The following is a 19,011-nucleotide window of genomic DNA, read 5'->3' as shown; positions in this document are numbered from 1 at the left end:
CAGTTACCGTTTGACCCCCAGCTTTCTGATTTTGGAAAACAACGTCTGGGGTTTAAGTCCCAAAATTTCTGCTGCACCACCCTTTCCGCTAACCTTACCGCCCGTTTTACGGAGGATGGCCTCAATGTAGTTCTTTTGCATTTCATCCAATGTCGAATCAGCCACAGGCAAATCAATCTGCGCTGACGATTTTTGACCTTCCTTCGAAACTCCTGATGAAACCTGGGGAAGTATGCTCCAATCTAAGCGTAGTAACCTTCCTTCGCTAGTGATGAGTGCGCGCTCAACGATATTTTCCAGCTCCCTGATATTGCCGTAGAATGGATTTTGCATAAGTTGATCAAGCATAGTAGGGTGTACTCCTTCAACCTGGGTATTCAAGCGCCGCCCGTGTTTCTGGATGAAATGATCGATCAACAAGGGAATATCCTCCCTTCGTTCCCTCAACGGTGGGTTGTAGATCGGAAAGACATTCAACCGAAAGAAAAGATCGGATCTGAATTTTCCTTTTTTTACCATTGCTTCGAGGTTTCGATTCGTTGCGGCAATGATCCTGACATCCACATAAATAGGCTCACTTCCTCCTACTGGCGTGAATTCACCCTCCTGCAGAAAGCGAAGCAGTCGCGTCTGTAATTCAAGTGGCATCTCTCCAATCTCGTCGAGAAAAAGTGTTCCCCTGTCAGCAAGTTCAAAACGGCCTGCCTGGTCGCGAATCGCACCCGTAAACGCCCCTTTCCGAAATCCGAACAACTCACTCTCAATAAGTTCTCGCGGCAAAGCTCCGCAGTTAACAATAACCATGGGCTCATTGAAACGGTGACTGCCGGCGTGGATAGCACGCGCCGCAAGTTCTTTGCCCGTACCCGTCTCTCCCATGATCAAAACAGTAGAATCAGTAGGGGCTACTTTTTTAATCTGCTCAATTACCCGTCGGTAGCTTGAGTTTTTACTTAACGTCTTTTCTAATTTGTTTGACTGCCTGAATTGGTCCTTAAGGAACTCCTTGTCGCGAGCACGTTCGCTTGCTAAAGTACTTAGCTCTAATTGGGCGGACCGCAACTCCTGTTCCAATTTTCTACGGTCCGAAATATCCGTAGCCACCAACATGGCTGAATGAACCGGATATCCTTTTACGTCACAAATCTCTACTTCCACGGACAGAAGTTTCCCATCGCGACGTATAAACTGAGTTTCGTATTTAGCACAACCTTTTTCGCGCGCAACCTTTAATCGATGACGCCAGGAAACTTCAGAAAATTCAGTGTCAATCGCGCTCATGTTCAATTCGATATCTTTCCCATCGGCTTCGGCCGGGCAAAGAATCCGTTGAGCCGCAAAATTCAGGTAACTTGTTTGTCCCTTCCCATTCACCATTAACACCAGTGGCGGCAGATTCTCAAGATAAGCAAATGGATGCTCCGCATTAACTACTACCTCGGGTAAGTCTTTGTCCTTAATAGAAATGGTGCAAAAGACAATATCAACCTCTTTTATGTAAACCGCATTAAGCCAGATCGTATGACTATTATTCCGCAATCGGGTAGCAGGTAAGCTAACGCGTTGCACAGGCCCTACGGTAGTAAAACCCTTTATAAATCCCCGAAACTCTGCTTGATTGTTAAAAATGCCAAGACCAACCAAACTCCTCTGGCGTGCAGAATTTTCACCCCCGATCAACCGCTTCATCTCGTCGTTGAGATAAAGAAGCTCCGAACTGGTTGATGCTAAAAAAGCAGGCAACTGAACAATATGTAGTAGCCGAGATAACTGGGCTTCCATAAAGCGGTAGGTAAAAATTAACAGCCCTCAAACAAAAAAGAATGATAAAGCGAGCAGATTTCAGGTACGAGTACGTATCAAATTTACAACAAAGAAATGAACACGGTGCCACCATAAAGCTCATTCTTTAGCGCTCTTCAGGTTCTAATTCTCTTCTCTTAGTATACCGCTCTCTGCTCAGTGTTGCCCTGAATGTATATTTCCTGTTGGAAATAACAGCATATATTAGGGCTGTTTAATATCGTCCGACGCTCCGGCTTTCTGTACTAGTCTTCCTTTCTATCGCTATACTTCATTGCAGCCGCCACAAAGGAAACAAACAAAGGATGCGGTGCCTCCACGGTACTCTTTAGCTCCGGGTGAAACTGTACACCGATGAAATAAGGGTGGTCCTTCAACTCGATGATCTCCACCAGGCCAGTATCCGGGTTGATGCCAGTGATCTGCATACCAGCCTTTTTCAGCTGGTCCAGATAGGCATTGTTGAATTCGTACCGGTGACGATGGCGCTCATCGATGGAAGTGGTGCCATAGGCCTTTGCGGCAATGGACTTTGGCGTTAGTTCGCAGCGGTAGGCACCTAGTCTCATGGTTCCTCCCATGTTTTCAATTTGCTTTTGCTCCTCCATTATCGCAATGACGGGAGCCTTGGTCTCCTTATCTACTTCAGTAGAGCTGGCATTAGGGATGCCAGCCATGTTTCGGCTGAACTCAACCACTGCACATTGCATGCCCAGGCAAATACCGAAGAACGGAATGTTGTTTTCCCGGATGTATTGGATTGCGGCAATTTTTCCTTCGATTCCACGCTCACCGAAGCCGGGGGCGACCAGAACGCCATCGAACTGACTGAGGTACCGGCCCAACTCTACCTTGGTTCCTTCCAGTTGTTCGGAATGGACGGGAACGACCTTTACTTTGCACTCGTTTATGGCACCAGCGTGGATAAAGGCTTCGTAAATGGATTTATAGGCGTCTTGCAGTTCGTTGTACTTTCCAACCAGGCCGATGGTTACTTCACCGGTAGAGTTCTTTAGTTTGCCGAGGAACTTTTTCCATCGGCGAAGGTCTGGGGCTTTCCGGTCGGGCAGCCGCAGTTTACTCATTACCTGGGCGTCGAGCCCTTCCTTCAACATCAACAGGGGAACGTCGTAGATGGTCTCCGCGTCGATCGCTTCAATAATGCAAGCCTTTTCTACATTGCAGAACAAGGCGAGTTTACGCCGGATGGAATCGTCGATCTGGTGCTCCGTTCGGACCACCAGTATGTCGGGCTGAATACCTGCGGAAAGCAATTCCTTGACACTGTGTTGGGTAGGCTTGGTTTTTAGTTCTTTAGCGGCAGCGAGGTAAGGAATGAGGGTGAGGTGGATAGCCACGCAATTGTCCCGACCAAGTTCCCAGATAAGCTGGCGAAGGCTCTCAACGTAGGGTAACGATTCTATATCGCCCACGGTGCCACCTAGTTCGGTGATGACGATGTCATAGTCCCCGGTCTGTCCTAGCAACTGCATCCGTCGCTTGATCTCGTCCGTAATGTGCGGGATAACCTGGACTGTTTTGCCCAGATAATCTCCCTTCCTTTCCCGGTCAATAACCGTTTGGTAAATGCGACCGGTGGTCACATTATTCGCTTGGCTGGTAGGCGTATTCAGGAATCGTTCGTAGTGTCCCAGATCGAGATCGGTCTCCGCTCCGTCATCGGTAACATAGCATTCCCCGTGTTCATACGGGTTCAGTGTGCCGGGATCGACATTGAGATAGGGATCGAATTTTTGGATGGTCACTGAAAGACCTCTGGCTTGCAAAAGCTTAGCTAAAGAAGCGGCAATGATGCCTTTACCAAGGGATGATGTGACCCCGCCCGTAACGAAAATATACTTGCTCATGTAGTTAAATTACGGGAAACAAAGGTAGCACATATATCGGCCAAGCCTAATGTTTCGACAGCTATTTGAAATACTTTTCCTCCGGACTTTAGAAAAAGATTAAGCCGTTATCAGAAGTCCCACTGTTAAAAACACGTCCAATGTTAATTTAATGTAAATTAGGTGTTACTTTAGCGTTTGTTAATCAGTTGCAATGTTAAGCCATCATATCGGCAAGTCGGGGCATATAAATAGGTACTACTGCTCAGTGCTGGTGGTTATACTATGTATTTTTTCGGCGCGGACGCAGGATGCAGTGTCCGTTTTGAAAGCACCGTTCAGTGTTGAGCGGACAGCTAATACCGATTATGCGGACATTGCTGAGCAACCATTTAACCTTACCCGGAACCTGATTTTTTTTCCTGCTCGTATTGATGGCCAGACCGGTAATTTCGTCCTGGACACCGGCGCCCCTTCTTTACTATTGAATAATCGGGGCAAAGATGTGAAGGGGCATCCGGCTCCGGCGGGAGTTGCTACTGGAGGGAGTGTTGCCCTGACCAATCAGATGGTAGAATCGTTTGAAATCGGTGGTCGTAACCTTGGTAAGCGCTGGGCGCTTGCACTCGATCTACGCTCAATGGAGCAAAGAACAGGACAAACCATTGACGGATTCGTCGGCCATGACTTGTTGGATAATAAAGAGCTACGCATCAATTTTCCTGATGGCAAGTTCCAATTACGAAAATCCGTCAAACATCCCTTGCATAAGGGCCAGGAACCCCGCAAGGTCCTGAAATTCGATTTTGTGGACCACCTTCCGGTCATCACCGTTAAAATCGGAAAGCGTAAACTACGTTTTGCCATCGATACCGGAGCCGGTGTCAATATCATTGACGAAGGCTACAAGTCGCTTTTGCGGGCTAGTGGTGAGGAGATGAATATCCAGGGGCTCGATGGAAACAGCTCAATGAACAGTGTGGTAACCATCCCTGAACTTAGCATTGTTGACCCTGCAAAACTGGAGGACATCTCCTTTGTGAGTATGGACCTTACCCATCTTCAATCGTCATCGGGAGCACCAATTTCGGGGATCATCGGTTCGGCATTTTTACATGATTACGTTGTTAGTATTGATTATCGGCGGCGGAAACTTTATTTTTGGTAACCTGGGATTCCCCGCAATTCTTCACTAATGGACTTAAGTCAATTTCCCGAGCGTTTTCGGGCGCACGTTCTTTCCTGTATCGTCCGCAACAACCGGAAAGGAATCGCGATTCGATTTGGCAAATTGGATGGCCAGGTGCTTCCGCTTAGTATTCGTCAGGAACCTCTGCAGCCAGAAGCATTACCTCCGCAAGAACTGGAGAAAATGGCTCGAATGGCTTTTTCTCAACTGCCTTATGATCTTAGAATCAAGGTTGGAGAATAATGAGGACGACTAAGACCTTGTCTGAAATTTCAGGCACGCTCTAGGGTTTATCATTGCTCCTTATCAACTTTTCCCTGAACCTGCGGCCGCGCCATCTGCTGTTCTTAAGTCAGCTGTACCTCAAACCTTTACGGTTTGGGAATATTAAAGCTTCAAAACTTAGAAAAGGAACCCTATGGAAAAGTGGGGGCCCAATATTCCATGGGGTCTATTGCTTCCTTGTCTTTACCATGTAGCACCTCGAAATGCAAGTGAGGCGTGGTGTTTTTGGCATTGCCTGTATCTCCGACGGTGCCCAGGATTTGCCCAGCTTCCACCGGTTCGAATTCTTCAACCTCCCACGAATCAAGGTGGGCATAGTAGTACAGCCGGCCCTTTGCATCACGCAGGTAAAGCTGCTTACCACCCGATCCCCCTTCTTTGATTCGCTCAACGAACCCATTGGTAGTAGCGACTACATAAGTCCCTCGGGGAGCTTTAATATCGATGCCTTCATGACTGCGTTTGCCGCGCTTATCTCCAAATACGGAGATGACGTCCTCTGTATCATGACCCGCAACGGGAAAGGTGAGCTCGCCACTACGGATAGTGCTTACGGGCTTTGGTTTTTCTGTAGGGAGTAAGTCTGTCGCCCGATCTTCGCTGGCTCTGGAGGACACCGTCACTTCAGTACCTGACGAAGGAGGTGCCTCGCTGGTTTGGCGAACTTTCAGGCTGATCATACCTCCAATCAGTACTATTTCTAATAGAAGCACTTTGTAGAACATAATGGGTTGCTTTTCAGTGCTCTAACAAGGTGCAACGGTTAAAAATTGTTTGACGGTACCTGTTATACTTACCTTAAACAAGGTTGATTCCAGGGTTAATTTACTGGTTTTTAGTGGTTTAAAGGTAGCTTGCGTTCTATTGCTTTATGATCTTCCGAACCACCTTTTCAGCTCCTTTTTCTAATTGAAGCAGGTAAGTACCTGCGGATAAATCACTAAGATCGAGATCTCGTGTTGTACCTGCCAGCCTGCGTACCCGTTGTCCGTTTACATCAAAGATGACCAATCGATCCAGCGAAGGCAAATTACCTCTGATGTTGAGCGGGCCAGCAGTGTAAGGATTGGGGAAAATGATCAATTCCCTTCCCCAGTTCGGCTCCCGAACGGCAACAGTTCCCATTACGGTAATGGTGGTGTTACTTCCTTGGATATCTGCAGACGACTGGTCGGCTAACAGGAAAGTATCCGGGACGATTTGAAACGTTAAGTCGTAATCTCCACCGTCGACATTGTCAAGTGCGATAAAACTGATCTTACATACCTCTCCGCCCGGGTTGGTTGTGTTGACCTGGTCCTTTCTGCTAAGGGCTATCTCCAGGCGGCCGTTTTCATTCGGGCTCAGGCGGGCAATGGTGAGCAGGTCTTCTCCCAGATAGGAATCATCGAAGTCGACGGATATCGTATTCAGGTCAATTTGGTCAGGATTGAAGTTGAGGACAAAAGCCATCCCGTAACCGACTGCGAGAGGATCATTGTTTTCCCCAAATGCCACCGAAAGGGTGGAACGTTCTCCGGAATTAATGGGACCTCCAACCAGGGCAAGTGCTGGTCCCTGTCCGGTGGAAGCACCATTTCCAGGTTCCCAGAGACCATCAATGATCCGGCCATAGTAGGTTTCGACTAAGGTCAGATCCTGGCTTTCGATCAAGCCGTTGCCATCACAATCAACTTTTGCCTGGTTTAAGCCGGAGTTAAAGCTATTGGGCCATGCCGGAGCCACTTTCTCCTCAAAGGTAACTCCCGGAGGTGTACGGGCCGGGCCGCTGGTTCCATGGATGAGGCCAATGTTGAGAAGATCCTTATGGTCTATCTGGCCATCGTCATTTGTGTCCCCGGGCCACATCGTGGTGGCGACGTTGCTACCATAGTTTATACTTCCTGAGAGTAAGGTGTCGGGAAAGGCAACAATCGTTCCTTCCTGGGCAAACTCTCCGGGAAGGGCTGCATCCCAGTTCAAAGGCGTTGAACCACTTTCCATTGTTACGTCGAAGCATAGCTCAAGAATTACGGTTCCTGGCTCAAGAGTAATCCCGACTAATCCGGGCGTAAGAAAAGCGATCAAATAAATATTGGATTCTGGCATGGACGCAGCCATGTCATCAAGGCCGAGTGGGTTGTCTCCAAGGCGGGCTTCAGTAAAAGTTACCTGGGTGGTGTCCCAGTCAATCGAAAACTGCAACGAGGCAATGTTCGGGAAACTATCAGCAATGATCGGCACACATATTTCGGTAACGCCCCCGGGGGCAATTACGTCCGGAATAGACAGCTGAACTTTCGTTTGCGCCTGCAAACTGGCAACCAGCAAGAATGCCAGAAGGAGAAAAGTAATACGTTGTGTCATGTGTTGTTCTGTTCAAGAGTAAATGCGTCATTCAGACGGTGAAAAAAGCAGCAAAGTCACACCTTAAACGGTTTGATTTTTACGAATCAGGCGAAGCGTGCTGGCGGGATAACCATCAGTACGTCATCAGGCAAACACACCGTTAGCAAACGCTAAGTTAAGGCTTACAGATTCTCCAGCATGATCTGCCCGGATAGGTAGGTGATGGCCTGACCGGTCAGCCGGACCTTCTTTCCTTTTAGTTCGCAGGTTAGGTTTCCGCCACGGGCGGAAATCTGACGGGCGTCCAGCCGCTTCTTTTTTAATTTTTTTGCCCAGTAAGGGGTCAAAAGCGTATGTGCGGAACCAGTTACCGGGTCTTCATCAATACCGTAGGCCGGGAAAAAGCCCCTGCTGACAAAATCATGCTTTTTACCCGCTGCGGTCACCAACAAGCCCCTCCGCTTTTTCAAGGAAGCCAACATGGGGAAATTTGGTGTTAGGTTTTTAACCTGCTTTTGATTTTTTAATACCACCATCAAATCATCCAGACCGGCATAAACCTCCACTGGTTGAAGGCCGCCCAGGATACCCTTCAGACCCTTAGGCGCTCGAACTTTTTTGGGTATATCAGCCGGGAAATCCATTGAATACGAACCTGCCCCGTTTGCGGTAACTACGATGGTTCCTGCCTCCCAGGTACGGAAGTGCATCTTCTTAAATTGTTGCCCACCAGAATGAAACATGATGTGCGCTGAGGCTAATGTAGCATGCCCACATAACCGTACCTCCATGGTGGGGGTAAACCACCGGATATCAAATTTCCCAGGCCCGCGAACTACGACGAACGCGGTTTCTGATAAATTATTCTCAGCGGCAATTTTTTGCATGACTTCGTCCGGCAGGAATTGTGGCAAGGGGACAACAGCTGCTGGGTTGCCACCAAATAATTGGTCAGAAAAGGCATCAACCTGGTAGAGAGGTAAATTTTGCATATGAGCGAATTGTTTTTTGTTTATGGCGTTAAGTATAGTGTTTCTGTAGGTAAAATTTGGCGCTTTGACATCTAACCGTGACTTTTTTACGTAAGTCTCGTCACATAGTCGTCTTATGGCCGGAACGAAGTTTTCCGGGTAAGGCTACCGCAACTGATACATACAATTATTCATGCACTTTACCTATGAACTATTTTACTAAATCTCCCGATCATTTGTTCCTGCGGGAAGGGACAACTTACGTAAAAATTCCCCTTTCTGAGATTGAATACATCCAGGCAGATGGCAATTATGCTTACCTCCAGACTGGAAGCAAGAAATTCGCCATCAAACGTTCGTTAGCTTCAATTGCGGAAGAACTACACGCTCCGGAATTTGTTCGTGCAAGTCGCGGAGTTTTGGTGAATTTCACCAGAGTCACCAAAATCAGTTTTGCCACTGGCACAATCCACCTTGGGGACCATGAACTCAAAATGGGTAAAGCTTATCACGCAGAGATTAAAAGCCGTATGCCACGCCTTTAATCGAATTCCCTTCAGAACGGATTCATTTCAAGAATTTATTTCAGTCACGAATATTTTGGCCAGGTAACCCTCACAGGGCTATCTGGCTTTTTATTATAGCGCCTTCCAGTTCATAAACCAGTTATTTTCGTTCTGGCTGAACCTTACACCCCCTTCCCTGCATTCTCTGAGGGTGAAGTTTATTGTATACGACATTGAGGCTACCTGCTGGGAAGGACGGCCACCGGGACTAGTGCAGGAAACCCTGGAAATCGGAGCTTGTGAATTAGATGCCTATGGCCGGATTAACGGCTATTTCAGCCGGCTGATCAAGCCAACACTACATCCGCAGATGAGTCACTTTTGTCGCAACCTGACTAAAATCGATCAACAGGAAGTCAATCGGGCCAGAGACTTTACACGCGTCGTTAAGGAATTTCAAGACTGGATCGGCGTGGGGTATGATGAATACCTGTTAGCCAGCTGGGGAGACTTTGATCCGGAGCAATTAGGTGCAGACTGCCGGATGCATCGCCTTGACGACTATTGGCTTGATGAACACATCAACCTCAAAGCCCAGTACCGGGACATTAAGAAACTTCCCAAAAAGCGCGGCCTTAAATCAGCCGTCAAACATGAGGGGCTTACCTGGGAAGGGGAACAACACCGGGCATTAACGGATGCCAAGAACACCGCTAAAATATTTCAGGCTTTGATTGATGTATGGCAATACTAGGTGAAAATTCGCTGCGCTCCTTTTCTCGGTAGCCTATCCTCTACCCACTACCAACAGTGAAGCGGTGTCTACCAGGAAAACAAGCGCAGCGGGTTTTCGTCTGATGAAGGAGGTCTTTACCGGTCAAAAAGCACCCGTTCCCCCTTCATCTCCTCAAAGAAGAGCCCCCGGTCATAAGCCAGGTGCCCGGAAACGATGGTCTGGCGAACCCGTCCTTTGAATTGTTCCCCCTCCAACGGAGACCAACCAACTTTGTAGAAGATATTGTCCTGGGCTACGGTCCATTCGGTGGCCGGATCGTAAATCACAACGTCGGCCCACATACCTTCATCGAGGTAGCCGCGACGGTCGATCTCGAAACAAATGGCCGGCGCGTGGCACATTTTTTCAATGACGCGCTCCAGGCTGATCTCTCCACGCTGGACCATCCGCATCATCATGTCCAGAGAATGCTGAACCAATGGCAGGCCACCCGGCGCTTTGAAGTAATCTGTCTGGGCCTTTTCTTCTGCCGTATGCGGGGCATGATCGGTGGCAATAACGTCGAACCGGTCATCGAGTAGCGCGGGCAGCAAGGCTTTACGGTGATGCTCGGATTTGATGGCTGGGTTACACTTGATCTTATTCCCAAGTCGCAGGTAGTCGTCTGCATTGAACGTGAGGTGATGCACACAGACTTCGGCCGTGATGCGCTTCTCCGCCAGCGGGATGTCGTTTCGGAAAATTTCTGCTTCTTCAGCAGTGCTTATGTGCAGGATATGTAGTCGGGTGTTGTGTCGTTTGGCCAGTTCAATGGCCAGCGTGCTGCTTTTCAGGCAACCCGCTGCGGAACGAATGTTGGGGTGCTCAACGACCGGAATATTATCACCATACTTTGCCCGAGCAGCAGCGGCGTTGCCGCGGATAGTGGCTTCGTCTTCACAGTGTGTGGCAATGAGTAGGGGGCAGTCCGAAAACAAGGCGTCGAGCGTCTTTTCATCGTCTACCAGCATATTTCCCGTACTGCTTCCCATGAAGATCTTGAGCCCACACACCGTTTTAGGGTCCGTTCTCAAAGCTTCCTCCCGGTTATCGTTAGAAGCGCCCATGTAGAAGCTGTAGTTGGCGGGACTGACGGCGGCTCCGATGTCGTATTTGTCTTGCAACAGGCGTTGGGTGAGGGCCGAGGGCTTGGTATTCGGCATCTCCATCCAGGTAGTGGTGCCGCCGGCTACGGCGGCGCGGCTTTCTGTTTTGATGGTGGCCTTATGGGTCAGGCCGGGTTCCCGGAAGTGTACCTGATCATCAATGATGCCGGGCAATACCAGGCAGCCTTCCGCATTGATCTCCCGGTCTGCGGAACGGTCGATGGAAGGGGCAACCTGCTCAATGAAGCCATCCTTTAGGTATAAGTCACAAACAGTACGGGTACCCCGGTTTACGATGGTGCCCCCTTTGATCAAAATAGTGCCTTTGCGCATAGTCAAATAATTGAGAAGGCGCAAGGTAATAAGATGGCCGGGAATATTGTAGGTCAGGTGGGCGACGGCGCGCAGGTGCAGAAGAAAGTTGAAGAGCAGGGTAGGGTGTAACTTCGGCTTTAGCCGGGATGCTTTATTCCTCTACCTTAGTGTAGCGCTTAATGCCCTTAGTGACTTAGTGGTAACCTACTTCCGCAAACTCCACACCTCATGAACGGGGTCTCCCTTAGTACTAACACCCCGGTGGACCCAATCACCGTTAACCAATTCAAAGTCAAAGCTCAACTGCTGGCCGGCACGCGCCGGATCCCGGCTAAAGAACTCAATCTTCTCGATGTACAGACCTTCCTTGTTCGTAGTGTAGCTTCCCCCTCCGGTTGCCGAGAACTGGTTTGTCTCAGTATTGAAGGCAATCCATTGAAAGCGCTTGCCGGACATGATTTTCATGGTTTTGCGGGGGCCGGTCCGCCTACTGCTGAGGTCCTGCATTACCCCATCCCGTTTCCGACCGATAATCTCCCAGGCACCGGCCAGGGCACCGGGGGTACCGTCATCAACCCTGGTCCAGAATTTATCTTCGTTAAAGATCAATACGGATCCAGACAGCTTATAAGGCATGGTGGCTACGCCACCAACCTGGGAAGAATCCGATGAATCAAATTCGTAGGTAATGCTGAAGTTGTCCCAATCGGCGCGCCAGCGACCACCCAGGGTTGCGATGAACTCCCCACTATCCGCGTTATAGGCCGTCATGGCCATAAACCCGTCGACGATGGTCATCGTTAAATTGGAGTTACGCCCTTCGCTGTCCACAAAGGTCGACTCCCAGGCCCCCAGCAGTTGGGTGGCAGGAGACTGGGCCTGAAGGGTGAAGGAGGAAAGGACTAAAAGGAGAAAAGGGAAGAAGCGCATGGATGTAGCTTATTATTTGGGGTAAAGTTAGGGAGGATTTGATGGTAAGCGCAATTCAAGTTGCGGGACCTCGAGGTCCCATTCAAGCAAACCAGATATGGCGGTCCGGAACCTTACAAAATCTAAGGTACTAACGCTGATCACAACGGTTTCCTTGCCCCACAACTTCTCTTGCACCCGCGGCCCCGCCCAAATCCTAAAAGCAGCCTTAAAGGCATTACCGATCGGATTTTCCAGCGAAGCCGTACCTTTACTGGTGAACGATTTTAACTCAGGTTCGTTGAACCGAGACAATGTGCAGCGAATATTAGCTGCACCAGACTACCAGACCGCCCGTCTACCAGACCAGATACCTATGGGTTTACGTAAAACAGCTTCCCTGATTATTTACCGTTTTCGCGAGCGTGGCCTTGAGGTCTTTATGACCCGCCAGTCTGACGAATGGGGCCTGCCCGGTGGTGAGGTAGACATGGATTGCCACAATGAAATGATCGAGTTGGAGCCCAGCGCCAACCGGGAAGAAGCCGTAGCCATTGAAGGAGATTGGCACGAAATACCTTCGCTTAAGCAAATGCTTTACGAAGAGTCTGGCGAATTGGCCGAACGGCTCAAAGACATTGAGCAAGGTGCCTTCGTAACCATCAAAGAAGCCCTCAAACATCGCCTTTCTACCGGACAGGTAGAGTTTTTGCGGGAATTGCGGGATGTCATTACGGACCGTAACTCTCTGCGGGATATTTAATAGTCAGGAACTCAAATAGTCAATGAGTCAGATCGCCAAGGAGTCAGCTAGTCAAACAGTACTAGCTGACTCCTTGACTGTTTTGACGATCTGACTCCAGCACTATTTGACTTTAAGACTATCTGACTGCTTGACTTTATTACTAACTTTGCCGCTTACCCAAAATGACCACTCCCCATGGCGGCAGCCCACGAAGTATTAGCAGACGTTGAAGTAGCAAAGAACCTGGGCCTTACGGCCGCCGAATACGACAAGATCGTAGAAATCATGGGGCGCGTACCCAACTTCAATGAACTGAGTATTTTCTCTGTAATGTGGTCTGAGCACTGCTCCTACAAAAACTCCATCATGTGGTTGAAAACCCTCCCCCGGGACGGTGATCGCCTGTTGGTGGAAGCCGGAGAAGAAAATGCCGGCCTCGTTGACATTGGTGGCGGATTGGCCTGTGCTTTTAAAATTGAAAGCCATAATCACCCCTCCGCACTAGAACCCTACCAGGGCGCAGCGACCGGTGTTGGTGGTATTCACCGCGATATTTTTACGATGGGCGCTCGCCCGATCGCTTCGCTCAACAGCCTCCGCTTCGGTGATCCGTCACTGCCGCACACTAAGCATTTGGTCGACGGCGTCGTTCGCGGTATCGGCGATTACGGCAACTGTTTCGGCGTACCGGTAGTTGGTGGCGAAGTGGTTTTTCACCCAAGCTATAACCAGAATATTCTGGTCAACGCCATGTCTGTCGGCATCGTGAAGCACGGTGAAACCGTCAGCGCTTCCGCCGATGGCCCGGGCAACCCCGTTTTTATCGTTGGCTCTGCTACCGGTAAAGACGGTATCCACGGCGCTACTTTTTCTTCTGCAGATTTGACGGAAGACAGCGCCGATGACCTGCCAGCTGTACAGGTGGGGGACCCTTTCCAGGAAAAATTGCTGCTGGAAGCCAGCCTCGAAGTAATCACCACCGGCGCAGTAGTCGGTATGCAGGATATGGGCGCCGCCGGTATTACCTGTTCCACTTCTGAGATGTCTGCGAAGTCCGGTACGGGCATGCGCATCGACCTCGACAAAGTACCCACCCGCCAGGCGAACATGAAGCCTTGGGAAATCCTGCTCAGTGAGAGCCAGGAGCGGATGCTGATCGTTTGTAAAAAAGGCATGGAGGCTGAACTTCTTGCCGTGTTTGACAAATGGGATCTCGAGTGTGAGGAAATTGGAGAGGTGACGGATACTGGTCGCCTCCATTTCTACGCCGGAGGCGAGCTGGTGGCCGACGTGCCCTCAGAACCACTGGTACTCGGCGGCGGAGCGCCGGTTTACGAGCGGGAAACCGCCCGGCCAAAATATATGGATAAGATCGACGCCTTCAAGGCGGAAGACATCCCCGTACCCGCGGACCTGAAGGCTACGGCCGAAGAGCTGTTCATCAGCCCCAACCTGGTGGCTAAGAACTGGGTGACGGACCAGTATGACGGTACCGTCCGGACAAACTCCATGTCCGAGAACCTTCCCTCTGACGCTGCCCTCATTCGGGTGAAAGGCACCAATATGGCACTGGCCGTCACGACGGACTGTAACTCGACCTATGTATACGCCGACCCTTATAAAGGAGCCATGATTGCGGTAGCGGAAGCTGCCCGGAACATTGTTTGTACTGGAGGCGAGCCGGTGGCCATTACCAACTGCCTCAACTTCGGTAATCCTTACAATAAGGAAGCCTTCTACCAGTTCGTCAACGCCATCAAGGGAATGGGCGATGCTTGTCGTGCCTTCGGCACACCGGTGACTGGTGGTAACGTTAGCTTCTACAACCAGAGCCAGTACGAGGGTGGTCGCGTGGAGCCCGTTTACCCGACGCCCACCATTGGTATGCTTGGCCTTCTGGACAACATCAAGTACCGGATGACGTCCAACTTCAAAGACCAGGGAGACGTCATTTACCTGATCGGCGACAGCAAGAACGATATCGGCAGCAGCGAATACCTGCGTCGTATTCATGGCGTGGAGCATAGTTCCGTCCCGCACTTCGTGTTGGAAGACGAGCAGCTACTGCACAAAGTTATTGGCGGGCTGATTCGTAAGGAATTCATCAAATCGGCGCACGACGTAGCTGACGGTGGCCTCTTTCAGGCCCTAACCGAATCGGCCATTGACGGCGGCCATGGCTACACCATTGACACTGATCCAGCTTTCCGTAAAGACGCCTATCTCTTCGGAGAGGCGCAGAGCCGCGTTGTCGTATCTGTCGACGAATCAAAAACCGCCGATGTGGAAGATTTCCTGCGGGAGCACGGCATCGGCTTCAAAGTCCTCGGCAAGGTAGAAGGTATTGACCTGATCATCGACGGCGAAAATTGGGGTGACCTCAGTGAGTGGATGGTTCGGCACGAGCTTACTTTGGGGGCGGTCCTGGAGGCTTAATTGGTCTGTTGGAGTTGTTGTTCATTTGCTACTATTGGGAGATGAGCCTAATAGACCAATAGCACCAAATAATGGCGCGGCCGCAGGTGCAAAGTGAGGTATGGAAAAGCAAACGGCGCAAAATTCGTAGAGGATGGGCGATACCTGCGGCTAATAAAGTAGCCAGGGAGGGCTTGACTTTTTCCTAAACCTTCCCCTGCACCAGTGGCCGCGCCCAATTACCCCCTATTTAATCACCTTCCGCACAAACCGCTCCCCATCCGGCGTAGTCATCCGCCAAACGTAATGACCTGCCGGTAACCCCGCAGGCTGAAGCGGGACGCGGTTGTCCATCTTGCCCTGTAAGTTAATGGTGCCACTTCGCAGACGACGGCCCTGTGCGTCCAGCAATTCAAAATTCGCCAGGGCATCCTCAGGCGCATAAACCTTGATGTAGCTTTCGGCGCTAACGGGATTCGGGCGTGGCAGGCCAACGGCCCACGCTCCCTGCCGGGTACCCCGCAAGCTGGCGATCTGTACATTGGAAGTAGAGAAGGTGCCATCAGCTGCTTCTACTTTTACCCGGTAGTAATACAGTGGGCCTTTCCGCACATCGCGGTCCTCTATAGCGTATTGTTCTGATCCTCCAACGTCGGCCGCCATTCGGCGAATGGACCGAAAATTGCGCCCATCTTCTGACCGTTCCACGGTAAACCCACGAGGAGGTGCATCAAACCGGGTGTGCCACTGGACGTCGATGAACTCCTCCATGCCGACAGCACTGATGGAGTGAACAGAGGTGGCAAGCACCGAAGAACATCCACTGGCGATTGGCAGGTAGGTAAAGCCACCATTGAACAGCGACTGGACGGTAGCCATCCGCATTTGAAACCAATCCACCAGAACTGAGCCGTAAACATCCCGGAAGTCGTACTGGAATGGGACGCCCACATTTTGTTCTACTTCAGGGTCAATGACCGGGTTATTTCCCAAAACACCTCCCTGAACACAGTTGCCAAAAAGGAAGAGTGGCCCTGCGTCGCCGTGGTCCGTACCGTTACTTTGATTGGACCGAATGCGTCGGCCGAATTCACTAAAAGTCATGCCCATGACCCGATCTGCACAACCTAGCAGCGCAAGGTCGTCCATGAATGCTTTGATCGAAGCGCTCAGTTCTTCCATTAAATCTCCATGATCACCGGTAAGCGGATCATCAGTTTGAATTTGATCGCTGTGTGTGTCAAAGCCGCCTAGTGTAGCTACGTAAATCTTGGTTTTTAAACCACCGCTAATGAGGGTGGCTATGTTCTTCAGCTGGCTGGAAAGCGTACCATCCGTGTAGGTAGTTGCGAGCGACGCTCCTGCATTGGCAGTTTCCTGGACAATGGCTCCGTACTGATTACTCTGGCTGATCAGGTTTCGAACGTAGCTCACTTCATCTCCGTAGAAGTTCTCCGGCAGTGTAGTGTCTCCACCAGGGGCAATGTAGAGGTAGTTGTAGGGGTTGTTAACCACCACACTCAGATTGGCCATGGTTCCCTGGCAAGTGGAGGAAACGACATTGCCCATCGTCATTGCCAGAGGGTAGTTGAAAGTCTCATTTGGGTATCCGGTGGGGAATTCGGGGTGCTCCAGTTCGAGGTATCGACCCAACCAGCCTTTGGTTTGGGTTTCATCCGCACCCGCACCGGCAGTCCAGATATCGGTACTGCGGAAGTGAGACCGGTTTTGATTTGGGTACCCTACGGCCTGAATGGCTCCTAGTTGACCATTATCAAACAAGTCTTTCATCCCGGCCATTCTACCGTGCAGGCCAACAGTGTCATTAAGCTGGAGGACCCCGTCTGCTGGCAAGGCAACATTGGGGCGAACCTGATGCAGGTTCTCCAGCTGGTCCAGCCCAATCAGGGTGTTGAGACCGTCGTTTCCACCAGACAGGCGGATCAAGACCAGTATTTTATCGCTATCGGGATTAATAAATTGGCTGAAGAAGCCAGCAGGGTCGGCGGCAACACCGGAAGAAAGTAAAGCGGGCAAACTGAGTGCACCGGTCGTGCGCAGGAAATTTCTTCTGTTCATGACAATTTTTTAAGAGGTGAACTCAATTAGTGGACCTGGAACTCGGCCAGCTGAAGCAAGCCGGAAACCATTTCTTTTAGTCTGTTCTCTACGGAAGCCCGCAGATTATCATCGTTGGGGTTGGCAAGGTGGTTTGCATATTCGCCTGACCATACAAAATCCTGGAGCCCGGGCAGCAATAGCTCTTTAAGTGCAGCAATTTGCTCTGGAACGAGGGGCTGGGGAAGTAACTCCGCCGTCATTTGGGCAATCATCCCATTCGGTTCACCGGGGTTATCGTAACGAGTAAGGGCGCCTAGCCAGTTAAAGGGGTGGGCGTCGCCATTCCACGAAAAGCCGTTTCGCCTGAGCGCAATAACCACCAGGTCCGTGCGGGTCTTCAGGGTAGCCGTATTTAGCCACAGCCGGAAATAGCTTGGCTCCTGGTAGTAGGAGGTCCATCCGGCGACGCTTGGGGGTTGACGTAGATCCATCCCCATGTTTCTAACTTGAATAAAGGCCCGCCTGCCAGCTTCGTAGTCGTCGATGAGGTTCCCCTGGTCATAGAAATCGGCTGCTTTGAAGATACTGTGGACGAAATCAAGTGGCGACTTTATGACATCGCCCACAATAGCGCGATCATAGAAATGCTCACTGCTCAGTAACTGGACCAACGCAGGACCGATAGTATAGTCGTTGTTGCGCAAGGTCTGAGCCATAGGTTCAATGATCCCGGATTCTACACTTTCGTCAATTTTATAGTAAACGAAGTAGCGATATAGTTTTCGACAGATGAAACGGGATACCTCATCTTGTTGAAAGATGAGGTCTACAACGTTTTTGTACTCGTCAATTCCTGCATTCGGTATTTCTGCGAAGTTGAATCGGTGGCTAAGTGTTTTAGTGGATGTATCGTGCCGATTCTCCGTGAAATAGCTTTCTGGTGCTTGCCCTGGAACCTTAGTACCAATGTACCGTGATCGCCAACCAGTAAAGGCTTTGGCCAGTTCGACCACATCCAGTTCCGTATAATTGGTGTAGTCCGTACCTGTCTGTGGTCCTTTTCCTATGGTGAAGAGTTCGAGTATCTCCCGGGCAAAGTTCTCATTTGGGTTCGCTGCCGTACTGGTATGGCCGTTAAGAAACCGGAGCATCATTGGGTCGATGGTGATTTCCTTGACGAGGTCCCGAAAGTTGCCTATGGCGAACTGTTGATATTTAGCCAGGAATTGATAAATGCCACGAGCATCGTTATTGCCCCCCATTCCGAAATGATTGTGCCAGAAAAAGCACATCTTTTCCCGAATGTTAATCCCGGTATCGGCGCTGGTGAGCATCCACCAGGCATCCAGGCTGCGGCGGCGGGCGTTACCGTCATTATTGGCGTCATTCGGATTGGTATGATGGTCAACCCAGGTTTCACCGATGCTAAGATCGGGGTGAGCATCATAGTCGTAATACAGAGGGGGGGAGGGTGGAGGGCCCAACGTTAGCAAGGTCGTAATGGTCTCTTCCAGGCCTAAATTTACGGCTTCATCAATTTCAGTCTTTAATGGAGAAAAAGTGGTGCGGCGGAGAAGGTGACCTGCCTCTATTGCCGTCCAGGGGCCAGTGTAGGGTGCGATGGACGCAGACGAAACCAGCGCCTGAAACATTTCAGAAGTAAGCATAAAGGAAATAAGTATGGCCGGTAGAAGCGTGCCCACCGAGTTGGTTATTCTATGAGAAACTGTATACTGAGAAACCTACAAGTAAAAGG

Annotated in this window: 15 protein-coding genes; 6 read left to right on the top strand and 9 right to left on the bottom strand. The window is 50.3% G+C overall.

The window, feature by feature from the left end; all coding sequences use genetic code 11:
* Window positions 1-3: 3 nt before the first annotated feature.
* Entirely contained in the window at window positions 4-1,782 is a 1,779-nt protein-coding gene (locus tag B036_RS29135; protein WP_020569025.1) for a sigma-54 interaction domain-containing protein, read from the bottom strand.
* 266 nt (window positions 1,783-2,048) lie between these two features.
* Window positions 2,049-3,671: a CTP synthase gene (locus tag B036_RS0112285; protein ID WP_020569024.1), complete on the bottom strand. Its 1,623-nt coding sequence runs from the start codon at window positions 3,669-3,671 to the stop codon at window positions 2,049-2,051.
* Window positions 3,672-3,864: 193 nt separating this feature from the next.
* Here B036_RS0112285 and B036_RS0112280 point away from each other — a divergent pair, with 193 nt between their 5' ends.
* Together B036_RS0112280 and B036_RS0112275 are read left to right on the top strand one after the other, a co-directional pair.
* A complete protein-coding gene (locus tag B036_RS0112280) occupies window positions 3,865-4,818 on the top strand; it encodes a pepsin/retropepsin-like aspartic protease family protein (protein ID WP_083926195.1) in 954 nt (317 codons plus the stop codon).
* A 27-nt stretch (window positions 4,819-4,845) separates the two neighbouring features.
* The gene (locus tag B036_RS0112275) at window positions 4,846-5,082 is read left to right on the top strand and encodes a hypothetical protein (protein WP_020569022.1); all 237 of its coding nucleotides are present in this window, start codon (window positions 4,846-4,848) and stop codon (window positions 5,080-5,082) included.
* Window positions 5,083-5,255: 173 nt separating this feature from the next.
* On the opposite strand, the gene B036_RS32040 is transcribed toward B036_RS0112275, so the two are convergent.
* From B036_RS32040 to B036_RS0112260, 3 genes are all read right to left on the bottom strand, one after another.
* Window positions 5,256-5,849 carry a M23 family metallopeptidase gene (locus B036_RS32040; RefSeq protein ID WP_020569021.1) on the bottom strand — a complete coding sequence of 198 codons (594 nt, stop codon included), beginning with the start codon at window positions 5,847-5,849 and terminating at the stop codon, window positions 5,256-5,258.
* Between the two features lie 136 nt (window positions 5,850-5,985).
* On the bottom strand, window positions 5,986-7,470 hold the full coding sequence (locus B036_RS0112265) for a T9SS type A sorting domain-containing protein (RefSeq protein WP_020569020.1): 1,485 nt from the start codon (window positions 7,468-7,470) through the stop codon (window positions 5,986-5,988).
* A gap of 164 nt (window positions 7,471-7,634) precedes the next feature.
* Window positions 7,635-8,444 (bottom strand): PhzF family phenazine biosynthesis protein, encoded by an 810-nt coding sequence (locus B036_RS0112260; RefSeq protein ID WP_020569019.1) that lies wholly within the window; start codon window positions 8,442-8,444, stop codon window positions 7,635-7,637.
* Between the two features lie 185 nt (window positions 8,445-8,629).
* Between B036_RS0112260 and B036_RS0112255 the strand changes: the two genes are divergently transcribed.
* Together B036_RS0112255 and B036_RS0112250 are read left to right on the top strand one after the other, a co-directional pair.
* Complete coding sequence (locus B036_RS0112255) at window positions 8,630-8,968, top strand: LytR/AlgR family response regulator transcription factor (RefSeq protein ID WP_020569018.1); 339 nt, start codon at window positions 8,630-8,632, stop codon at window positions 8,966-8,968.
* 172 nt (window positions 8,969-9,140) lie between these two features.
* Window positions 9,141-9,683, top strand: coding sequence for a 3'-5' exonuclease (locus tag B036_RS0112250; RefSeq protein WP_020569017.1), 543 nt, complete (start codon window positions 9,141-9,143; stop codon window positions 9,681-9,683).
* Window positions 9,684-9,799: 116 nt separating this feature from the next.
* On the opposite strand, the gene B036_RS0112245 is transcribed toward B036_RS0112250, so the two are convergent.
* Window positions 9,800-11,143: a dihydroorotase gene (locus tag B036_RS0112245; protein WP_020569016.1), complete on the bottom strand. Its 1,344-nt coding sequence runs from the start codon at window positions 11,141-11,143 to the stop codon at window positions 9,800-9,802.
* Between the two features lie 186 nt (window positions 11,144-11,329).
* Window positions 11,330-12,055 (bottom strand): hypothetical protein, encoded by a 726-nt coding sequence (locus tag B036_RS0112240; protein WP_020569015.1) that lies wholly within the window; start codon window positions 12,053-12,055, stop codon window positions 11,330-11,332.
* 97 nt (window positions 12,056-12,152) lie between these two features.
* Here B036_RS0112240 and B036_RS34265 point away from each other — a divergent pair, with 97 nt between their 5' ends.
* Window positions 12,153-12,797 carry an NUDIX hydrolase gene (locus B036_RS34265; RefSeq protein ID WP_020569014.1) on the top strand — a complete coding sequence of 215 codons (645 nt, stop codon included), beginning with the start codon at window positions 12,153-12,155 and terminating at the stop codon, window positions 12,795-12,797.
* A 177-nt stretch (window positions 12,798-12,974) separates the two neighbouring features.
* On the top strand, window positions 12,975-15,215 hold the full coding sequence (gene purL / locus B036_RS0112230; RefSeq protein ID WP_020569013.1) for a phosphoribosylformylglycinamidine synthase subunit PurL: 2,241 nt from the start codon (window positions 12,975-12,977) through the stop codon (window positions 15,213-15,215).
* Window positions 15,216-15,440: 225 nt separating this feature from the next.
* Here the strand turns inward: purL and B036_RS29125 are convergent, their stop codons facing one another.
* On the bottom strand, window positions 15,441-17,273 hold the full coding sequence (locus tag B036_RS29125; RefSeq protein WP_020569012.1) for a DUF1501 domain-containing protein: 1,833 nt from the start codon (window positions 17,271-17,273) through the stop codon (window positions 15,441-15,443).
* Window positions 17,274-17,299: 26 nt separating this feature from the next.
* Window positions 17,300-18,922, bottom strand: a complete 1,623-nt coding sequence (locus B036_RS0112220; RefSeq protein ID WP_020569011.1) for a DUF1800 domain-containing protein — start codon at window positions 18,920-18,922, stop codon at window positions 17,300-17,302.
* Window positions 18,923-19,011: the final 89 nt, after the last annotated feature.

It is taken from the genome of Neolewinella persica DSM 23188, from assembly GCF_000373105.1.
Taxonomy (GTDB): Bacteria; Bacteroidota; Bacteroidia; order Chitinophagales; family Saprospiraceae; genus Neolewinella; species Neolewinella persica.
Note: the sequence above shows the minus strand (reverse complement) of the source record. Positions and strands in the feature narration are given on the sequence as shown.

Excerpts from the sequence above, each read along its gene's own strand:
- B036_RS29135 (WP_020569025.1), bottom strand. The coding sequence starts at position 1,782 with ATGGAAGCCCAGTTATCTCGGCTACTACATATTGTTCAGTTGCCTGCT.
- B036_RS0112285 (WP_020569024.1), bottom strand. The coding sequence starts at position 3,671 with ATGAGCAAGTATATTTTCGTTACGGGCGGGGTCACATCATCCCTTGGT.
- B036_RS0112280 (WP_083926195.1), top strand. The coding sequence starts at position 3,865 with ATGTTAAGCCATCATATCGGCAAGTCGGGGCATATAAATAGGTACTAC.
- B036_RS0112275 (WP_020569022.1), top strand. The coding sequence starts at position 4,846 with ATGGACTTAAGTCAATTTCCCGAGCGTTTTCGGGCGCACGTTCTTTCC.
- B036_RS32040 (WP_020569021.1), bottom strand. The coding sequence starts at position 5,849 with ATGTTCTACAAAGTGCTTCTATTAGAAATAGTACTGATTGGAGGTATG.
- B036_RS0112265 (WP_020569020.1), bottom strand. The coding sequence starts at position 7,470 with ATGACACAACGTATTACTTTTCTCCTTCTGGCATTCTTGCTGGTTGCC.
- B036_RS0112260 (WP_020569019.1), bottom strand. The coding sequence starts at position 8,444 with ATGCAAAATTTACCTCTCTACCAGGTTGATGCCTTTTCTGACCAATTA.
- B036_RS0112255 (WP_020569018.1), top strand. The coding sequence starts at position 8,630 with ATGAACTATTTTACTAAATCTCCCGATCATTTGTTCCTGCGGGAAGGG.
- B036_RS0112245 (WP_020569016.1), bottom strand. The coding sequence starts at position 11,143 with ATGCGCAAAGGCACTATTTTGATCAAAGGGGGCACCATCGTAAACCGG.
- B036_RS0112240 (WP_020569015.1), bottom strand. The coding sequence starts at position 12,055 with ATGCGCTTCTTCCCTTTTCTCCTTTTAGTCCTTTCCTCCTTCACCCTT.
- B036_RS34265 (WP_020569014.1), top strand. The coding sequence starts at position 12,153 with ATGGCGGTCCGGAACCTTACAAAATCTAAGGTACTAACGCTGATCACA.
- purL (WP_020569013.1), top strand. The coding sequence starts at position 12,975 with ATGGCGGCAGCCCACGAAGTATTAGCAGACGTTGAAGTAGCAAAGAAC.
- B036_RS29125 (WP_020569012.1), bottom strand. The coding sequence starts at position 17,273 with ATGAACAGAAGAAATTTCCTGCGCACGACCGGTGCACTCAGTTTGCCC.
- B036_RS0112220 (WP_020569011.1), bottom strand. The coding sequence starts at position 18,922 with ATGCTTACTTCTGAAATGTTTCAGGCGCTGGTTTCGTCTGCGTCCATC.